Origin of the sequence: Tistrella mobilis, from assembly GCF_039634785.1 — a bacterium.
GTDB classification, from domain to species: domain Bacteria; phylum Pseudomonadota; class Alphaproteobacteria; order Tistrellales; family Tistrellaceae; genus Tistrella; species Tistrella mobilis.
Map to the genome: position 1 here is coordinate 1 of NZ_JBBIAB010000023.1, position 16,853 is coordinate 16,853.

Consider the following 16,853-nt stretch of genomic DNA (forward strand, 5'->3'; position numbering starts at 1 on the left):
TCAGCGGCCAGCCTGGGCGGCGTGGGGCTGCAGATCATTCGAGACTGGGTTCTGCGTTTCAACGCCCACGGGCCAGACGGACTGATCGATCGCAAGGCGCCTGGTGCGGTACCGAAGCTGAATGCTGCCCAGCGTCAGGCTCTGGCGGAAAAAGTGGTGTGCGGGCCAACCCCGGCGGTTGACGGTGTGGTGCGTTGGCGGCTCAAGGATCTGGCGCATTGGATCTTCGAGGAATTCGGCATCTCGATCGACGAGACGACGGTGGGACGAGAGCTGAAGGCGATGGGGTTCCGCAAGCTGTCGGCCCGGCCCCGTCACCATGCCCAGGATGTCAAAGCACTTGAAGACTTTAAAAAAAATTCCAGACCAGACTGGCAGAAATCGACGCCGCCTTACCGCCGGGAACCGGGATAGAGCTGTGGTGGCAGGATGAAGCCCGATCGGCCAAAAGAACAAGATCACGCGACGCTGGGCCAGGCGAGGAACACGTCCTGTAGCACCCCAGGATCAACGCACCAACTCCGCCTACATCTTTGGGGCCGTGTGCCCTGAACGCGGTGTCGGCGCCGCCCTGGTCCTGCGCCGCTGCGACACCCGCGGCATGCAATGGCATCTCGATGAGATCGCCACCGAGGTCGCACCCGGAGCGCACGCCGTGCTCATGATGGATCGGGCCGGATGGCATATGACCGATAAGCTGATCGTACCGGCGAACATCACCATCGTCGCCCTGCCGCCCAGATCCCTGGAACTCAATCCGCTCGAGAATGTCTGGCAGTTTATGGTGACAACTGGCTGTCCAACCGCATCTTCGAATCCTACGACCAGATCAGCGCCGTGTGCTGCCATGCCTGGAACAAGCTCATCAGCCAGCCATGGAAGATCATGTCCATCGGGTTGAGGCGCTGGGCTCATGGGTTCTGATTATTGCAGATTGGTATAAGGTCCTTTGGAGATGGCGTTGTCAGGACGCAGTCAGTGGGGAGGGTGACCACAACCGAGGTTCCAGACTTCAGAGCGCTATGGATCTCAAGCCTGCCGCGATGAAGTTTTACGAACGATGCGACGATGGACAGACCCAGTCCCGCTCCCTCTTGCCGACGGACCAGTGGGTCGATATCGAGCCGCTTGAACGGCTCCAGGGCCCGGGGAATTTCAGCTGGATCCATGCCACGGCCGTTATCCGTGACGGTGAAGGTCAGCGACCGGTCGGGCATCAGCCGCACCACCAGAGAGATGCGGCCGCCATCGGGCGTGAACTTGACCGCATTGCCCAGCAGGTTGATCAGTACCTGACGCATCTTGCGGCTGTCGCACGAGACCGCGACCGGCCGGGAGGGCGTCATCAGGTGAAGCACGTGGCCAGCCTTGCGGGCCCGGGCCGAGACGATCGCGATCGCCGGGCGGACGATGTCGTCCACCGACACGGTCTCTTCGTCGAGCGTTGCTTCGCCGGCCTCGATCCGGGCCAGATCCAGCAGATCGTTGATCAGCTCCAGCAGGTGACTGCCGGCACCTGCGATATCGCCCGCATATTCCATCTGCTTTGGCCCGAGCGGGCCGAACACTTCGGCCTTCAGCGTCTCGGCCATGCCGATGACCGCGTTCAGCGGCGTGCGCAGCTCGTGGCTCATATGCGCCAGAAAGGCGGTTTTGGCGAGGTTGGCGGCCTCGGCCTCGTCGCGTGCCGCGGCCAGATCCTGCCGTGCCCGGTCCAGTTCTTCGACGCGAAGCGCCAGCGCCGTGCGGTGGCGGCTCAACCGGCGGAGCATCCGGCGATGCGATTCGAAAGCGCCCAGGATCATCATCAGCAGCAGGGCGGCGAGGGCTTCGGGCCACATGGCCGTCAGCACGGTGGTCTTCAGCCCCGACATCGCGTCGATATGGATCAGCGACCAGGGCGTGCCGGCGATGCGGGTGTGGAAAAGCGCCGCCGCGCCCGCCGGCTTCAGAACGCCGCGGGCCTGTGCGTCCATCCGTGCCGCAAGGGCGCCGGTCCCGCCGGCCGCCTGCCAGATCCGGTCGGGCATCCCGGTGTCGTCCACGGCCGGCAGTTCGCCGTCGCCGGCCGACAGGGCGATCACATGGCCGGCCTCGTCGATCAGCATCTGGGTGCCGTCGGGCAGGTCCATCTCGTCCAGCATCCGGGCGAGCGCCTGTTCGGTCAGGTCGATGCCGATGACGCCGCGAAACCCGGCCGGCAGTGTCGCGTCGGCGGCGATCACCGGCCGCACGATCGACACGATCCGCCCCTTGCCCGCCAGGTCTTCATAAGGCGCGGTCCAGAAGGTCCGGCCGGTCGGGTTGGTGTCGGGCCGCGCGCGCACCATCAGCTCGGCCGTCATCAGCGCGTCGCTGTAACGGGCAGCCTCTCCGGCGCCGAAGGGATAGAGCAGCAGAAACCGCCGCGCCGACATGTAGTAGATCCAGGCGCTTTCCGGCAGCTGGCGCAGGGCGCCGAGCACGAAAGGCTCGATCGTCGCCACCGCCGACATTTCGTCGAGCAGGGCGGGCATGGTCGACGGATCGTCGGGCAGGCGGCCGGTCAGGCGCCCGGTCATGCCGGGGCCGGGCGGCACCTCGAAACGGTCGTTCTCGCGCAGGAAGGGCAGGCGGAGCACCGGCGGGCGGTCCATGGCCTGCGCCGCCGCCGTGCCCAGGGCATCGATTTCGGCCGCCGCTATCCGGGCCGTGGTCGTGATCACGTCGCCACCGGTTCGCAGACGGGTCTGGCGCAGGTCGATCTGATGGTTCAGCCGGTCCTGATACTGCACCATCAGCCCGGTTCCGGCGGCGCCCAGAACCAGGGCATAGGCGGTCAGCGCCACCCAGCCGGCCATCGGCCGTCGCAGCCGCCGGATCGGGGGGACTGCCGGCCGTGCGGCCGGCGGGTCGATGTCGCTGGACGTCTCGCTCGCCATGCCGAGACGCTACACGACACCCGGGATCCCGTCATCGGAAATGGCGGAGAACAGCCGGTGTCCGCAGCCTTTGCGCCACTTCGCGCACCGGGTGTCGCAATGCTGCCGCAGTCGCGGGCTCAACTGTCGCCGGCGTCCTCGTCCTCCTCGCGCGCCCAGATCGGCGGCGGGCGGTTCATGGCGTCGAGCGCACCGTCCAGGATGTAGCCGGCGGCGGCCTTGTCGACCAGCTCCGCCCGGCGTTTGCGCGACATGTCGGCGTCGATCATGTAGCGCTGCACTGCGGCGGTCGACCAGCGCTCGTCCCAGAACATCATCGGCAGGTCGATGCCGTCGGCGGTCAGGAACTGGGCCAGATTCTCGCGGAACTGGCGGATCGACTGGCAGCGCGGGCCTTCGGTGCCGTCCATATTGACCGGCAGGCCCAGCACCACCGCCACCACGCCGCGTTCGCGCACGATCGCGGCCATGCGGGCGGCATCGACGCGGAACTTGGTGCGGCGGATCAGCTCGATCGGCGTCGCCACCCGGCGCAGCTCGTCCGAGACCGCGATGCCGACCGTCTTGGTGCCGACGTCCAGCCCCATGATCCGCCCCTTGGCGGGCAGCATCCGCGCCAGCTGCCAGGGGGTGAGGTCGGGCTTGGGGGCGGGCTTGGACGGCGCCTCGGGTCCGGCCTCCGAATCTGCCTCGGAATCGGCCTCTGAGGCGGGGTTGCGGTTCGTCATGGCGGGTGTTACCTTGCGGCCTCGCTGCCGCTGAACGGGTGTGTCGAGAGCCGCCATCTGGCCGCTTTTCCGCCAGGAATGTCAAGCACGGGGACCTGTGCCTTGCGCGAAGGTGCACGGGGTGCCCGTCGACCGGCCCGGGAAGCGGCCGTCGTCAGATTGACTGCCGGTTCTCGCGAAACCGGCCGCCGGAACCATTGGAGTGGGGCAGCGACGATGACGCTCGATCGAGCCGCCGTCAGGAAGATCGCCACCCTCGCCCGTCTGGATGTGCCCGAAGACGAACTCGACGGCTATGCCCGCGAGCTGGGCGGCATCCTCGACTGGGTGGAGCAGCTGCGCGAAGTCGACACGCAAGGGGTGGCGCCGATGACCGGTGCCGCCGACAAGGGGCTGCCGCAGCGCCCCGACGTCGTGACCGACGGCAATTGCCGCGACAAGGTGATGGCCAACAATCCGGCCGGCGACCCCGTCTTCTTCGTCGTCCCCAAGGTCGTGGAGTGATCGACATGACCACCAGACCGACGGATTTCACCATCGCCGGTGCCGCCGAGGCGCTGGCGAAGGGCGACATCTCTTCGCGCGAACTGACCCGGGCGCATCTGGATGCGATGGCGGCGACCCGGTCGCTCAATGCCTTCGTCGTCGAGACACCCGAGATTGCGCTCGCCCGTGCCGACGAGGCCGATGCCCGCCGCGCGCGCGGCGAGGCCCTGGGCCCGATGGACGGCGTGCCGGTCGCGATCAAGGATCTGTTCTGCACCGAGGGTGTGGCCACCACCGCATCCTCGAAGATCCTCGACGGCTTCGTGCCGCCCTATGAATCGACCGTCAGCGCGAACCTGAAGGCCGCGGGTGCGGTGATGCTGGGCAAGACCAGCATGGACGAGTTCGCGATGGGCTCGGCCAACATCACCGCGGCGACCGGGCCGGTGCGCAACCCCTGGGGGCCGGAGGGCGACGCCTTCCTGGTGCCGGGCGGCTCGTCCGGCGGCTCGGCCGCGGCGGTCGCCGCCCGCAGCGCGATCGCGGCCACCGGCTCCGACACCGGCGGCTCCATCCGCCAGCCGGCCGCCTATTGCGGCCTGGTCGGCCTCAAGCCCACCTATGGCCGCTGCTCGCGCTGGGGCATGATCGCCTTTGCAAGCTCGCTCGATCAGGCGGGGCCGATCACCCGCACGGTCGAAGATGCGGCGATCATGCTGGGGGCCATGGCCGGTCATGACCCGAAGGATTCGACCTCGGCCGATATCGCCGTGCCGGATTTCCGCGCTGCGGTGAACCGGGGCGTGAAGGGGCTGAAGATCGGTATCCCGAAAGAGTACCGGGTCGACGGCATGCCGGCCGAGATCGAGAAGCTCTGGGCCGACGGCGTCGCGATGCTGAAGGCGGCCGGTGCCGAGATCGTCGATATCAGCCTGCCGCACACGAAATACGCGCTCGCCACCTATTACATCGTGGCGCCGGCCGAGGCCTCGTCGAACCTCGCCCGCTATGACGGCGTGCGCTATGGCCACCGTACCAAGGCCAATGTGTCGAGCCTGGCCGAGATGTACGAGAAGACCCGCGCCGAGGGCTTCGGCCGCGAGGTCAAGCGCCGGATCATGATCGGCACCTATGTGCTGTCGGCCGGCTATTACGATGCCTATTACCTGAAGGCCCAGCAGGTCCGCACCCGCATCGCGGCGGATTTCGCGGCGGCCTTCGATCAGGTCGATGCCATCCTGGCACCGACCGCGCCGTCGGCCGCCTTCCGCTTCGGCGAGAAGATGGACGATCCGGTGCAGATGTATCTGACCGACGTGTTCACCGTGCCGGCGAGCCTGGCCGGTCTGCCGGCGATCTCGGTCCCCGGCGGCATCGGCGAGAGCGGGTTGCCGCTCGGCCTTCAGGTGATCGGCCGGTCCTTCGACGAAGAGACGGTGCTGGCCGTCGGCCGCGCGATCGAGGAAGCCTCGGGCTTCGACGGCGTGCCGGCCATGGTGCGGGAGATGCGGGGATGAGCCTGATCCGCGGCAACACGGGTGACTGGGAGATCGTGATCGGTCTCGAGGTCCATGCCCAGGTGTCGAGCAACGCCAAGCTGTTCTCGGGCGCTGCCACCGCCTATGGTGCCGAGCCCAATACCCAGGTCTCGCTGATCGATGCGGCCATGCCGGGCATGCTGCCGGTGATCAACGAATGGTGCGTGGCCCAGGCCGTGCGCACCGGCATCGCGCTGAATGCGCAGATCAACCGGCACTCGGTCTTCGACCGGAAGAACTATTTCTATCCGGACCTGCCGCAGGGCTATCAGATCTCGCAGTTCAAGCAGCCGATCGTCGGCGAGGGCCAGATGGTCATCGATCTCGACGACGGCGAGACCATGACCGTCGGCATCGAACGCCTGCATCTGGAACAGGATGCCGGCAAGTCGATGCACGACCAGCGCCCCGGCGAGACCCTGATCGACCTGAACCGGTCTGGTGTGGCGCTGATGGAGATCGTGTCGAAGCCCGACATGCGCTCGCCCGAGCAGGCCGGCGCCTATATGCGCAAGCTGCGCACGATCCTGCGCTATATCGGCTCCTGCGACGGCAACATGGAAGAGGGGTCGCTGCGCTGCGACGCCAATGTCTCCGTGCGCCGTCCGGGCGGGCCGCTCGGCACGCGCTGCGAGATCAAGAACCTGAACTCGATCCGCCACATCATGCGGGCGATCGAGTTCGAGGCGCATCGCCAGATCGGCATCATCGAGGATGGCGGCTCCATCTCGCAGGAGACCCGGCTCTACGACGTCAATAAGGGCGAGACCCGGACCATGCGCTCCAAGGAAGAGGCGCATGACTACCGCTACTTCCCGGATCCGGATCTGCTGCCGCTGAAATTCGACGAGGCCTTCGTCGAGACCCAGCGCGCGGCGCTCCCCGAACTGCCCGATGCCAAGAAGGCCCGCTTCCAGGATCAGTACGGGCTGTCGGCCTATGATGCCGGCGTGCTGGTGGGCGAGCAGATCTCGGCCGATTTCTTCGAGACCGCGGCGAAGGGGCGTGACGCCAAGCTGGTCGCCAACTGGATGAGCACCGAGCTGTTCGGCGCGCTCAACCGGCTGTCGAAGGGCATCGAAGACAGCCCGGTTTCGGCCGAGGCGCTGGGCGGTCTGGTCGATCTGATCCAGGACGGCACCATTTCGGGCCGCATCGCGAAGGAAGTCTTCGCCGAGATGCTCGAGACGGGCGAGACCGCCGGTCAGGTGGTCGAGCGCAAGGGGCTGAAGCAGGTCTCGGACGAGGGCGCGATCGCCGCCGCCATCGATCAGGTCATCGCCGCCAACCCGGACAAGCTGGCCGAGTACAGGGGCGGCAAGACCAAGCTGGCCGGCTTCTTCGTCGGCCAGGTGATGAAGGCGACTGGCGGCAAGGCGAACCCGCAGGTGGTCAACAAGCTGCTGAACGACAAGCTGAACGCCTGAGCCAGGACCGTTCGGCACGCCGGCGCATGATCAGGGCCCGGTCTCCCCAGGGAGGCCGGGCCTTTCTTCTGCGCGACCGATGCGCGCGGGCCGACGCTGCCGCTTGCCAACGCCGGCGTGACGGGCGATGGTCCTGATCCTGGCCATCCCAACCGCAGGGCACCGCCCCCGATGCTCCGCCACTCGCCCCGTACAGCCCCCCGTCAATCGCGCCGCAGAGCGGCGGCGGTGACGGTGCTGCTTTGTGCGGCGCTGGCCCAGGTGCTGGGGCTGATCGTGCATCTGCCCATGGCGATCGCGATGGAGCTGGCGCCGGGGCAGGTGCTGGAGATCTGCTCGCCCACCGCCCCGGACACCCGGCCGGATGATCGCGGGCCCCTGCCGGGCATGGTCTGTCACGATTGCCTGGCGGCGCAGATGGCGATGCCGCCGGCCGATGCCCCACCGGTGCCGCTGCGCATCGGCAGCTTCATCCTGCCCTCCATGCTGCCGCCGGCAGGTCTGCCCGCCGTGACGGCCGCCGTCTCGCCGGTGCCGGCCCGCGCACCGCCCCTGTCCGAAAGCTGATCCCGACAGGCTTCCCCACAGGAATCTATGCTTTCGAACAAGGACCAATCTCCATGTCGATCATCTCTCGCACGCTCCGCACCGGCCTTGCCGCCGCAGCCCTGATCATTGCCGCCGGCACCGCCTCCGCCCACGAATACAAGCTGGGCGAGCTGCATATCGGCCATCCCTGGGCCCGTGCCTCGGTCAATGTCGGCGGCACTGCCGGCGCCTTCCTGACCGTCGAAAACCATGGCAGCGCCCCCGACCGCCTGGTCGCGGTCTCGACCCCCGTCGCCGAGGTGGCCGAGATCCACGAGAGCTTCGAGGACAAGGGCGTGATGCGCATGCGCCGGGTCGAGGGCGTCGAGATCCCGGCCGGCGGCGAGGCCAAGCTCGCCCCGGGCGGCTATCACATCATGCTGATCAAGCTGAAGCAGGCGATCATGCCGGGCGAGAAGGTCCCCGCCACCCTGACCTTCGAAAAGGCCGGCACCATCGATGTCGAACTGGCGATCGAAAAGCCGGGCGCCGGTGCCGATATGGGCCATGACATGAAGAAGATGGATCATTCGGCGCATTGATCCGATCGCGACGGCACGGAGGAGATCATGACTGCTGATGCGCCGACGATCCGGCAGGCCGGTACCGGCGATGCCGAGGCGATATCCGCGGTCATCCTCCGCGCCCTGCGGGAAACCAACGCGGCTGACTATACGCCCGAGATCATCTCTGCCGTGGCGGCCGGGTTTTCGCCGGAGGCGATCACCCGGCACATGGCCGGGCGGCGGGTTCTGGTTGCCGTGTATGCGGACGACGTCGTCGGCACGGCCAGCCTTGATGGCGCTGTGGTGCGCAGCGTCTTCGTATCGCCCGATTTTCAACGGCGCGGCATCGGGGTGGCCCTGATGACCGCCATCGAGGCGCTTGCGCGTGCGATGGCATCTCCCCGATTGCTCGTGCCCTCGTCGGTCACGGCGGAAGGCTTCTACGCCAGGCTGGGCTTCGTGGCCTTGCGCGACGAATGGCATGGCGCGGAACGCACGATCGTCATGGAGAAACCACTGGCCTGATCACATTCCCCGGAAAGGCGTGCCATGCAGTATCCGGTTCTGATCGAAAACGGTTCGGAGATCACGGCCTTCGGTGTCGTGTTTCCGGATCTGCCCGGCTGTTTTTCGGCCGGGGACACGCTGGAGGCCGCCCTTCTGGCGGCGAGAGAGGCGGCGGCAGCCTGGATCGATGCTGCGGTGGAGGCGGGTACCGCCATCCCGGCGCCCTCCGGCCCTGATGACGTTCGGAATCTGGCGGACGGCAATGTCTGGACGCTTCACCTGATCGATCTCGACCTGCCTGACGACGGTGCCTGAAAAAAGGCCGGCGTTGGAGCCGACCTGCTACGCGCCCTCTGCTCAGACCGAGGTGATCGGCCCGTCACCCGGGTAATAATACTCGTTGATGTCGTCGTCCTCCGGCTTGGAAGGTGATTGCCGCTTCGCAGCAGTTTTGTTGAAATTTCTGTCCAAAACGACTTCAGCCGTGAAATCCTGCAACCACTGCATTAGGCTTGATCCATCATAATCGCCTGATAGCGGATGGATGGATATGAATAGCCCGATCGGGACTCCCGAGCGTCATCTGGCGCGTTCGGCCGTGGAGACTGCGTCGTCGCCTCGGCGATATCAGAGCCGGGCGGCCAGGGTCGCCGAGAAACGGGCATTGCGCCAGAGCGGTCTGAAGGCCTCGCAGGCAATTCCCTTCGCCGAGATGGCCGCGGATCCGCTTTATCAGCGGATCGCCACCGCAACCTGTCCGGAGGCTCTGAAGGCAGATCTTGTACGGTTCGGCCTGGAGAATGCGGCCGAGGTGGCGGCCTGCAACTCGCTCTCCGGCCTCAACAGGCGTCTGTCGCGTCGGGCGGGCGAGGGAGAGGCGCCGGGCGAGGCGACGCAGGCGTTTTTCGACCGGGCCCGAGGGGAGGCGATCCGCAGCTATCGGCTGACGCGGCACATGCTGGCGGTGAAAGACCCGATGAACCTGGGGCTGCGCCATACAAGCTCCGATCTGCCGGTGGAGATGGAGCAGGTGGTGAGGTCGGCGGGCGGGCAGGCCTATGCCAGGCCGTCGAGCCTGCAATCGAGCCAGTCACCCGCTGCCTATCTGCGCTATCTCTATCGCATCGCCATGGGGCTGAACAAAGAGATCGGCATCACACCGCCGGAGCGGCGGGCTCGCCGGCTGGAGATGCGGCGGCCGGATCTTGCCCGGCTCGTGCTGAGCGAAACCAGTCTCAAGCAGGAAATCGCCACCATCGAGCTGGTCGACGAGGTGCTGGCGGCGGGGTTGGGCGAGATCGATATCCGCACGACCTTTTATCCGATCGCGCTGCCCTTCGATGAACAGGCCTCGGTGACGCGGGCGGCGCTCGCCCGGATCGGCGGCACGACGCTCAACGACATCGCTGCGCGGACATCCCGAAGCGTGTTCCCGCTCCGCGCCGATGTCTGCCTCGCCAGCGATCAGGCGGGGCTTCTGGGGCTGACCGGTGCTGTGGACGAGGCATCGGGCGGCGGCAGCGAAATTGCCCTGCTCACCGAGGATACCGGCATTCCTCCTGAGAGCCATCCGACCACTCTGGGCGGCCTCTACGACGTGACGAACGAGCTGGAAACCAGTACGGCCGTCAAGCTGATGTCGCGCCTCGACCTGGACTTCGACGGGCTCGTCCAGTTGCTGGGGCTCTATGTCGTTCACCAGGAGAATGGCCGGCCGGTTGCCCAGAAGGACTATGCGACGTCATTTCTCGACAACAAGGCGCCCTTCCAGCTCATCACCCGGGGCGGCCATAGCTATGTCTATCTGAATAGCATCGATGTGGCGCCGCCCGAACTGCGTGGGTTCAACTATCTCGCGCGCCTGCATCACGCGACCGGGCTGGACTTTCATCACCTCAACTGGCTGCTGGCCTGTCCGGGCGCGAGTGAGGCGGGCAATCCCGGAGCGGCGTGGGACAGGGTCGCCCCCCGGCATCTCACCGCGACCGGTCTGCGGGTGCTGGCGGGCTATCGGCTGTACCGGGATGCCTTCGATCTGGGGCCAGAGGCCTATGCGGCGCTCTTCGGCGAGATCTGCCCCTTCTGGCGGGCAGACATGGTGGCTGCCGGCTCCGAGGGCGTGACCCCCGGGCTGGAGCAGACCGAGATCTCGTTCCTACGCACGCTGTTCGGGGAGGACGCGACCGCCCTGCACCAGATGATCACCGAGGCCGCAACCCCGATCGACGACACCGGCCTTGCCGACATGGTGTGCCGCGGGCTCAGGCTTTCCGCGGTTGAGCTGGATGCGCTGGTGGATGCGCTCGATGCCGATTTCGCCCTGAAAACGGCTGTCGATGCCCGTGGCCTCGGCGCGCTGTACCGGCTTGCGACGGTTTTTCGCATCATCGGATGGCCGCTGCTGTCCGGTCTGCGGCTGGTGACGCTGGTGAGCGGGCAGTCGACCCCGGACAACCAGCTCCTGCGCGGCCTGACGGTCCGGAACGAGACCGCCGACGGCACCGGGCGCCTGTGCACGGCCCTTGACCAGATCATCGAACTGGCCCGCTGGATGACGGAGGCGGAGCTGACGCCGGATGCGCTGCTGGCGCTGCTGACGCCGGCCACCGCCGCCGGCCCGCAGGCGAGCGAGGCCGACCGCAGGTGGCTTGGCGATCTGGCCGCGGCGGTCGCGCCGGTGCTCGGGCGCGCCGACAGCTTTCGCGGCTTCGAGACCTGGGACAGTCGGGATGCGTCGCCGGTCACCATCCCCGGCGAGGCCTGGCACCAGCATATGCGGGCGGCGGGTGCCCTTTATCGGGAAACGGGCGTGTTTCATCCCGGTATGGATCGCGCGGCCATGTCGGCGATCTGCTGCGACTTTCTGCGGAACGGCCACGCCGTCGATCCCGATCTGGACGGCAACGCCGTCCGGCTGGAGCGGCTGCTTACGCTTCTTGAGAAGGCCCGTGACGCGCAGGCCCTGACCTTTGAGCGTGCCCTCAGAACTTTCGGCACCACGCTCACCGCCGCAGGCGCCGGCGCCCTGGTGATCTGGGCGCAGACCACATCGCCGGATGCCCTTGATACCCTGCTGGCCGGCGCCGACGACGTCGACGCGCTGTTCCTGCTTCGGGAATTGCGCCGCCACGCCGCAGCGGTCGACGCCCTGGGGCTGGGCGATGTCGACTTGCAGATCATCGCCTGGAGGCCGGATTGGCTGGCACCCAATGCGGCTGATATCGGGCCTGATCGGCGCCGCCCCCGGGCGCTCTGCCTTGAACAGCTCGTCGCATGCCATCGTTTCGCCACGCTTCAGGTCGGTGCCGCGACGGATGATGCCTGGCTCGGCTATCTGACGGTCGCGCGTGAGGGCCGACCAGGGGCCGAGGCCACGGCCGAGGATCTTGCGATCTGGCGCACGGCCTGCAACGACATGCTCGCGATCCTGCTCGGCTGCCCGGCTGGGGATGTTCTGGGCTATCTGGCGGTCCTCGCCGGCCCCGGCGGCGTGGCCGACGACCTGGAGACCGTCGATGCCGTGGCACGACATGCCCGTCTGGCCGACGATCTCCGCATCGGCGGCGCCGAGCTGCTCGTGTTCAAGGAGGTCGGCGGGCCGCGCGCATGCGGCGACTGGGTGGCGGCCGCGACCGCGGCGCAGGCCGGGCTCGCGCGCTTCAAGGGCGGTAGCCAGATGGCGGGCTTTCGCCGTGCCCTCGCCGAGGTCAAGCGCGACGCGCTGGTGGCGGCCTATATGTGCACCACGATCGCCGCCGATCCCGACCTCACGACGGAGGTCACCGACCGCGAGACCCTCTACGGCCATCTGTTGCTCGATGTGCAGGTGACCAGTGCCGTCCCGACCAGCCGGCTCGTCGAGGCGACCAGTGCCCTGCAGCTCTATATCAGCCGTGCGCTCAGCGGGCTTGAGCGCGGGGTCGGCTTCGTCGACCGTCCGGCCCTGGCCGCAGAGTGGCGCCTGAACAGGTATTACCGTCAATGGGAGGCCAATCAGAAGCTGCTGCTCTATCCGCAGAACTATATCGAGCCGGAGTTGCGCCAGATCACCTCACCGGAATTCGACGATCTGCTGCGCGCCATTTCGGGCGGCGATGTCAGTGAGGACGGTGTCGAGGCGGCGGTGAACGCCTATATGACGGGGCTTGCCGGCTGTTGCGATCTGAGCCTGTGCAGCATCTATGTCGAGCGCGGGGGTGGAGGCACACCAGGGCAGGCCGCCTATCATTTTCTCGCCACTGACCATTGGGAATCGGGGCGCTTCTTCTATCGCAAGCTTGAGGCGGACTACACGGCGATTGCCGCATTGGCGGACTCGTCGCAATACCTCAAGGCACTCGACTGGACATTCTGGCAGGAAGTCACGGTTCCGAAGACCCATGATCTTCTCTCCGATGTGACACTCTGCTTCTTCCTGAACAGGTATTATCTCTTCTGGCTGGAGATTGAGGAGTGGAAAGGCCAGACCGGCGACAGCGATGCGGTCTCCTGGCGGATACATCCACGCTACATGCGGTGCGATGCGAATGCCCTGACCGGCGTGGCCCATGCGCCGGGCCTTTTCATCGACGGCGGCACCGCCGGCGGCAATGAGCTGTTCATGGTCGACGGTGCGTTCCACTGGCAGGGGCAGAAGCCCAGGCTCAACGGTACCTATCAGCCGCAGCGCCTGCCCGACGTGCTGTCCTATGGTGTCCTGACGGCCGATACCGAGGCCGTCGATGGTGAGACTGGCGCGATCCTGGTCAGCTTCGGCGTCAGTCTGGCGGGCGATCCCATGGCGGACGATCCGCAGACTGTCCGGCAGACCGTGCTTCACATGCGCCTGACCGAGAAATGGGTGGATGCCATTCTCGTTCGGGACGATGACATCGATACGATGTTTCAGGATGCGGCGCCCGCCGGATATAAGAGCATCTATCCCCGCCCGGCTGCCGAAAATCAGGTGGTTTCTGATCAATATGCCGTGACGAATACGTATGGTAGTGCTCAGTTTCTTGGTAATTATTATAATTATAACAGGCCCGCCGGACAGAATGTCGCTCTTAGTGTCGTCATTAATTACGGCGGATCGGGTGATGTCGTCGTAAATACGAATTTTTCGCCATCGCCACTGGGGAGCACGACGCTCGGGACGATCAGGGTGAGTGCCCATCTGGGGCACCGCAGATATCTGAGGCGGGTTTATAACTCGACGGCGCAGGATGGCAGTTGGACGGCGCTCCGGGAAACGCGTCCGGCCGGGATCCATATGAAAATGACGATGACATATGAGGTTCCGGGGGCGCCGGCAAAGACGTTCGAGAGTGACTGGCTGGGCGGGCCGACAGCGCTCTACAAGGATGATTTCCCCGACATGCCTTTCAGGCACATGGCGACGGCGGAAACCGAGCATGTCCGCGACGAGACGATTGAGGGCATCGTGGCGCTGCCGTCTGAATGGTCGTTCGGGACTGCGACGCGCGCCGTGCTGACCGTGAAGGCGGCGATCAGAATAATACCCTCTGACCTGGTGCTTTCGCTGCTTGTGAAGGGGGAGCCGGTCGATCTCGTCTGTTCACCCGCATCGGATGTCTCGTATCTCGACGTCTCTGCGGGAGAATTCAACCTTCGTCCGGCCGAGGGAAAGTCAAACACCGGCTGGGCGCTCGGCGACGTCCATGGCAGCCACAACTTTGTCCATATCATGGATCGGGAAGACACGCCGAATGCCGGAACATTTCTGCTTCTGAACGCATCGCCGGCGCTCCATTCCCTGGCGGAGACGATGCCCCGGCCCGGCGGCTGTGCCAGCCTGTTCACCGCCGGCAATCAGGCGCTCCCGGAAGACCCCGGATCGTTCGTTGAGGCGTTCGGCCAGACCCTGCGGGAGGTCTATGCCGAGGACGAGACGGTACTTGATCCGGCCCGCACGCCCGCGCCCCTGTTCGACTTCGACGGTGCCTATGGCGGCTACGGCTGGGAAATCTTCTACCATATTCCGTCAGCCCTGGCCGCCGGCTATGTGAATGACGGGCAATACGACAAGGCCATCGGCTGGCTGGAGAAGATCTTCGATCCCGGCGCGAGCCAGCCCTGGAGAGTGGCACCCCTGGTCGGTGCCTCCAGGCCAGCCGATCATTCAGCCTTCGACACCGGTGATGTCATCGTCGATCCGGATCGGATCGCCACCGATTATCCGTTTTATTACCAGCAGGCGGCGATCCGGCATTACCTGGAGGCCATGCTTGCCGACGGTGATGCGGCCTATGAGCAGCAAAGTCAGGAGACACTGCAACAGGCAAAGGCCATCTATGTCGCCGCAAAGCAGCTCTTCAACGAGAGGCTGCCCGAGATCCTGGACGCCGTGACCAACCGGCCATGGACCAATCCGACCCTGGGCGAGGCTTCGGTCAATGGCTATGGCGGTTTCCTGCCGCCATATAATCAGGCGCTTCGCGATCTCTATGACATGATCGAGGCGCGCCTCGCCAATCTCAGGCAGTGGCTCGACATCGACGGCAACCCGCTGAACGTTCCCTTGCTGTCGGCGCCGATCGACCCCCGGGCGCTTCAGAAGGCGGCGAAAGCCGCGCTGACCGTGGCGCGGAGCGACAGTCAGGAGGAGGTGGAGCAGGATCCTCTCGTCGACTTCACCACCCTCGCCAGATCGGCCAAGCTGTATATCGGCAATCTGCAAACCACCAGCAATCGCCTGCTGGCCGCGCTGGAGAAGCTCGATGGCGCGACGGTCGGCCGGGCCGAAAAAGATGTCGAGGAGAAGAAGATCCTCAGATCCGCCGCCATACAGGATCTGACGCTGGAGGCCGCAAAGAAGGACGTGCAGATCAAGCAGGCCAATCTGAGCGGCGCCAACAGCGCGCTCGCCTTTCATCTGGGATCGGTTCTGGTTTCATTGGGGGCGTTGAATTCCTTCGCGGCCATCGATGCCGGGAAGAAGAGTGTCCAATTCGTCTATGGCAAGGCGAAACTTCGATACGACATGATCAGGGCGGTGGTGTTTTCGAATTTTCCGAATATTTATGGAACGGCATCCGGCGGGCGACGGGCTGAACAGGGGGCAATCGCGAATATACTCGGGATGCTGACGAGCGAGATATTGTACGACTCGAAGCAATCAGCCATCGAGAAATACAAGGACAGCAGTCAGAAGATCATCGATCAGGTGAAAAACACCACCGATCTGACGGCGAAGGTGGCTTCCGCCTCTCTGGAGCTTCAGAAAGCGAAGGATGCACTGAGCGAGCAGGATAAGAAGCGAGAGGCCCTGGATGACGATCTTGAGGATCTCAGGGATATCAGGAAGGTGAAGGCGGATAGTTTCGCCAATCTTGATTTCTACAAATGGCTGGTCGACGACCTCAAATCGCTCTTCGAGGAGGAATGGGCGACGACACAGGATTTCTGCAAGCTGCTGGTGAGGCTCTATGAATATGAGACCGAAGAGACCGACGGCGCCAGCTTCATCAAGACGACGAGCTTCGGCGGCGACTATCAGCGCCTGAATGCCCCCTATTGGCTTGCCCTTGATGTCGAGCGGCTTGAGGCCGCCTATTTCCGCTCGGTCCTGGATCATCAGAGCCAGAGTGCCACCATGCGCGTCGCGATCAGCGAGCTTCCGGCGCCCGGTGGCGATGGATCGGCATTGACCACCCTGATCGAACAGGGCGAGACCTATTTCGATCTCACCGACGAGATGTTCGACGCGCTCTATCCAGGCCAGTATGACCGCCGTATCCAGAGCCTGCGCGTGCGCTTTCCGGGCCTTGAGAGCGCCGGCCTCAGCCCGCATGCCCGGCTGACCCAGATCGCCAACACGCGCTATGCCACCCGGGAGCGCGATCCGAGGCGCGGGGGCCGGATCCGCAAGGACAGATATGCCTTGCAGAGCATCGTGATCAGCACGCCCACCATCGACACGGCGACGCTGGCTTACCCCGAAGGCAGTCTGAAGCGCTTTCAGAACACCGGGGTCTCGTCGCGCTGGCATCTGGTGCTGCCGACGGTGCTTGAACTGAGGCGCCACAAGAACGGTGCCGGCCGGACCAGGGCGTGGCATGACGCCGCGACCCGGCATGTCCAGGCACTCAGGCCGCATCTGGACGATGTCGTGTTGGAGGTGACCTTCTCGGGCCGTTGGTAGACGGCTGAT

General features: G+C 65.5%; 11 protein-coding genes and 1 pseudogene. 9 read left to right on the forward strand and 3 right to left on the reverse strand.

From position 1 onward, the window contains the following. A pseudogene (locus tag WI697_RS22980) lies at positions 1-924 on the forward strand (IS630 family transposase); the annotation flags it as partial. Here the strand turns inward: WI697_RS22980 and WI697_RS22985 are convergent. Together WI697_RS22985 and ruvX are read right to left on the reverse strand one after the other, a co-directional pair. Then, the gene (locus WI697_RS22985; RefSeq protein WP_345960046.1) at positions 912-2,921 is read right to left on the reverse strand and encodes a sensor histidine kinase; all 2,010 of its coding nucleotides are present in this window, start codon (positions 2,919-2,921) and stop codon (positions 912-914) included. The pseudogene WI697_RS22980 and the gene WI697_RS22985 sit on opposite strands and share 13 nt — an antisense overlap. 119 nt (positions 2,922-3,040) lie before the next feature. Further along, positions 3,041-3,532, reverse strand: a complete 492-nt coding sequence (ruvX, locus tag WI697_RS22990) for a Holliday junction resolvase RuvX (RefSeq protein ID WP_062769520.1) — start codon at positions 3,530-3,532, stop codon at positions 3,041-3,043. A gap of 333 nt (positions 3,533-3,865) precedes the next feature. On the opposite strand from ruvX, the gene gatC reads away from it, so the two are divergent. From gatC to WI697_RS23025, 7 genes are all read left to right on the forward strand, one after another. Then, positions 3,866-4,153 (forward strand): Asp-tRNA(Asn)/Glu-tRNA(Gln) amidotransferase subunit GatC, encoded by a 288-nt coding sequence (gene gatC / locus WI697_RS22995; RefSeq protein WP_014748549.1) that lies wholly within the window; start codon positions 3,866-3,868, stop codon positions 4,151-4,153. A 5-nt stretch (positions 4,154-4,158) separates the two neighbouring features. Further along, positions 4,159-5,652, forward strand: coding sequence for an Asp-tRNA(Asn)/Glu-tRNA(Gln) amidotransferase subunit GatA (gatA, locus tag WI697_RS23000; RefSeq protein WP_345960047.1), 1,494 nt, complete (start codon positions 4,159-4,161; stop codon positions 5,650-5,652). Then, positions 5,649-7,100, forward strand: a complete 1,452-nt coding sequence (gene gatB, locus WI697_RS23005) for an Asp-tRNA(Asn)/Glu-tRNA(Gln) amidotransferase subunit GatB (RefSeq protein ID WP_345960048.1) — start codon at positions 5,649-5,651, stop codon at positions 7,098-7,100. Before gatA ends, gatB begins: the two co-directional genes overlap by 4 nt. Positions 7,101-7,328: 228 nt before the next feature. Further along, a complete protein-coding gene (locus WI697_RS23010; RefSeq protein ID WP_298650236.1) occupies positions 7,329-7,667 on the forward strand; it encodes a hypothetical protein in 339 nt (112 codons plus the stop codon). A 53-nt stretch (positions 7,668-7,720) separates the two neighbouring features. Next, positions 7,721-8,230 (forward strand): copper chaperone PCu(A)C, encoded by a 510-nt coding sequence (locus WI697_RS23015; protein ID WP_062764636.1) that lies wholly within the window; start codon positions 7,721-7,723, stop codon positions 8,228-8,230. Between the two features lie 27 nt (positions 8,231-8,257). Next, the gene (locus WI697_RS23020; protein WP_345960049.1) at positions 8,258-8,719 is read left to right on the forward strand and encodes a GNAT family N-acetyltransferase; all 462 of its coding nucleotides are present in this window, start codon (positions 8,258-8,260) and stop codon (positions 8,717-8,719) included. A gap of 24 nt (positions 8,720-8,743) precedes the next feature. After that, a complete protein-coding gene (locus WI697_RS23025) occupies positions 8,744-9,016 on the forward strand; it encodes a type II toxin-antitoxin system HicB family antitoxin (RefSeq protein WP_385999951.1) in 273 nt (90 codons plus the stop codon). 42 nt (positions 9,017-9,058) lie between these two features. On the opposite strand, the gene WI697_RS23030 is transcribed toward WI697_RS23025, so the two are convergent. Continuing rightward, positions 9,059-9,208, reverse strand: coding sequence for a hypothetical protein (locus WI697_RS23030; RefSeq protein WP_345960050.1), 150 nt, complete (start codon positions 9,206-9,208; stop codon positions 9,059-9,061). A gap of 43 nt (positions 9,209-9,251) precedes the next feature. Here WI697_RS23030 and WI697_RS23035 point away from each other — a divergent pair, with 43 nt between their 5' ends. After that, positions 9,252-16,844 carry a neuraminidase-like domain-containing protein gene (locus WI697_RS23035; RefSeq protein ID WP_345960051.1) on the forward strand — a complete coding sequence of 2,531 codons (7,593 nt, stop codon included), beginning with the start codon at positions 9,252-9,254 and terminating at the stop codon, positions 16,842-16,844. The last annotated feature ends 9 nt before the right edge of the window (positions 16,845-16,853 follow it).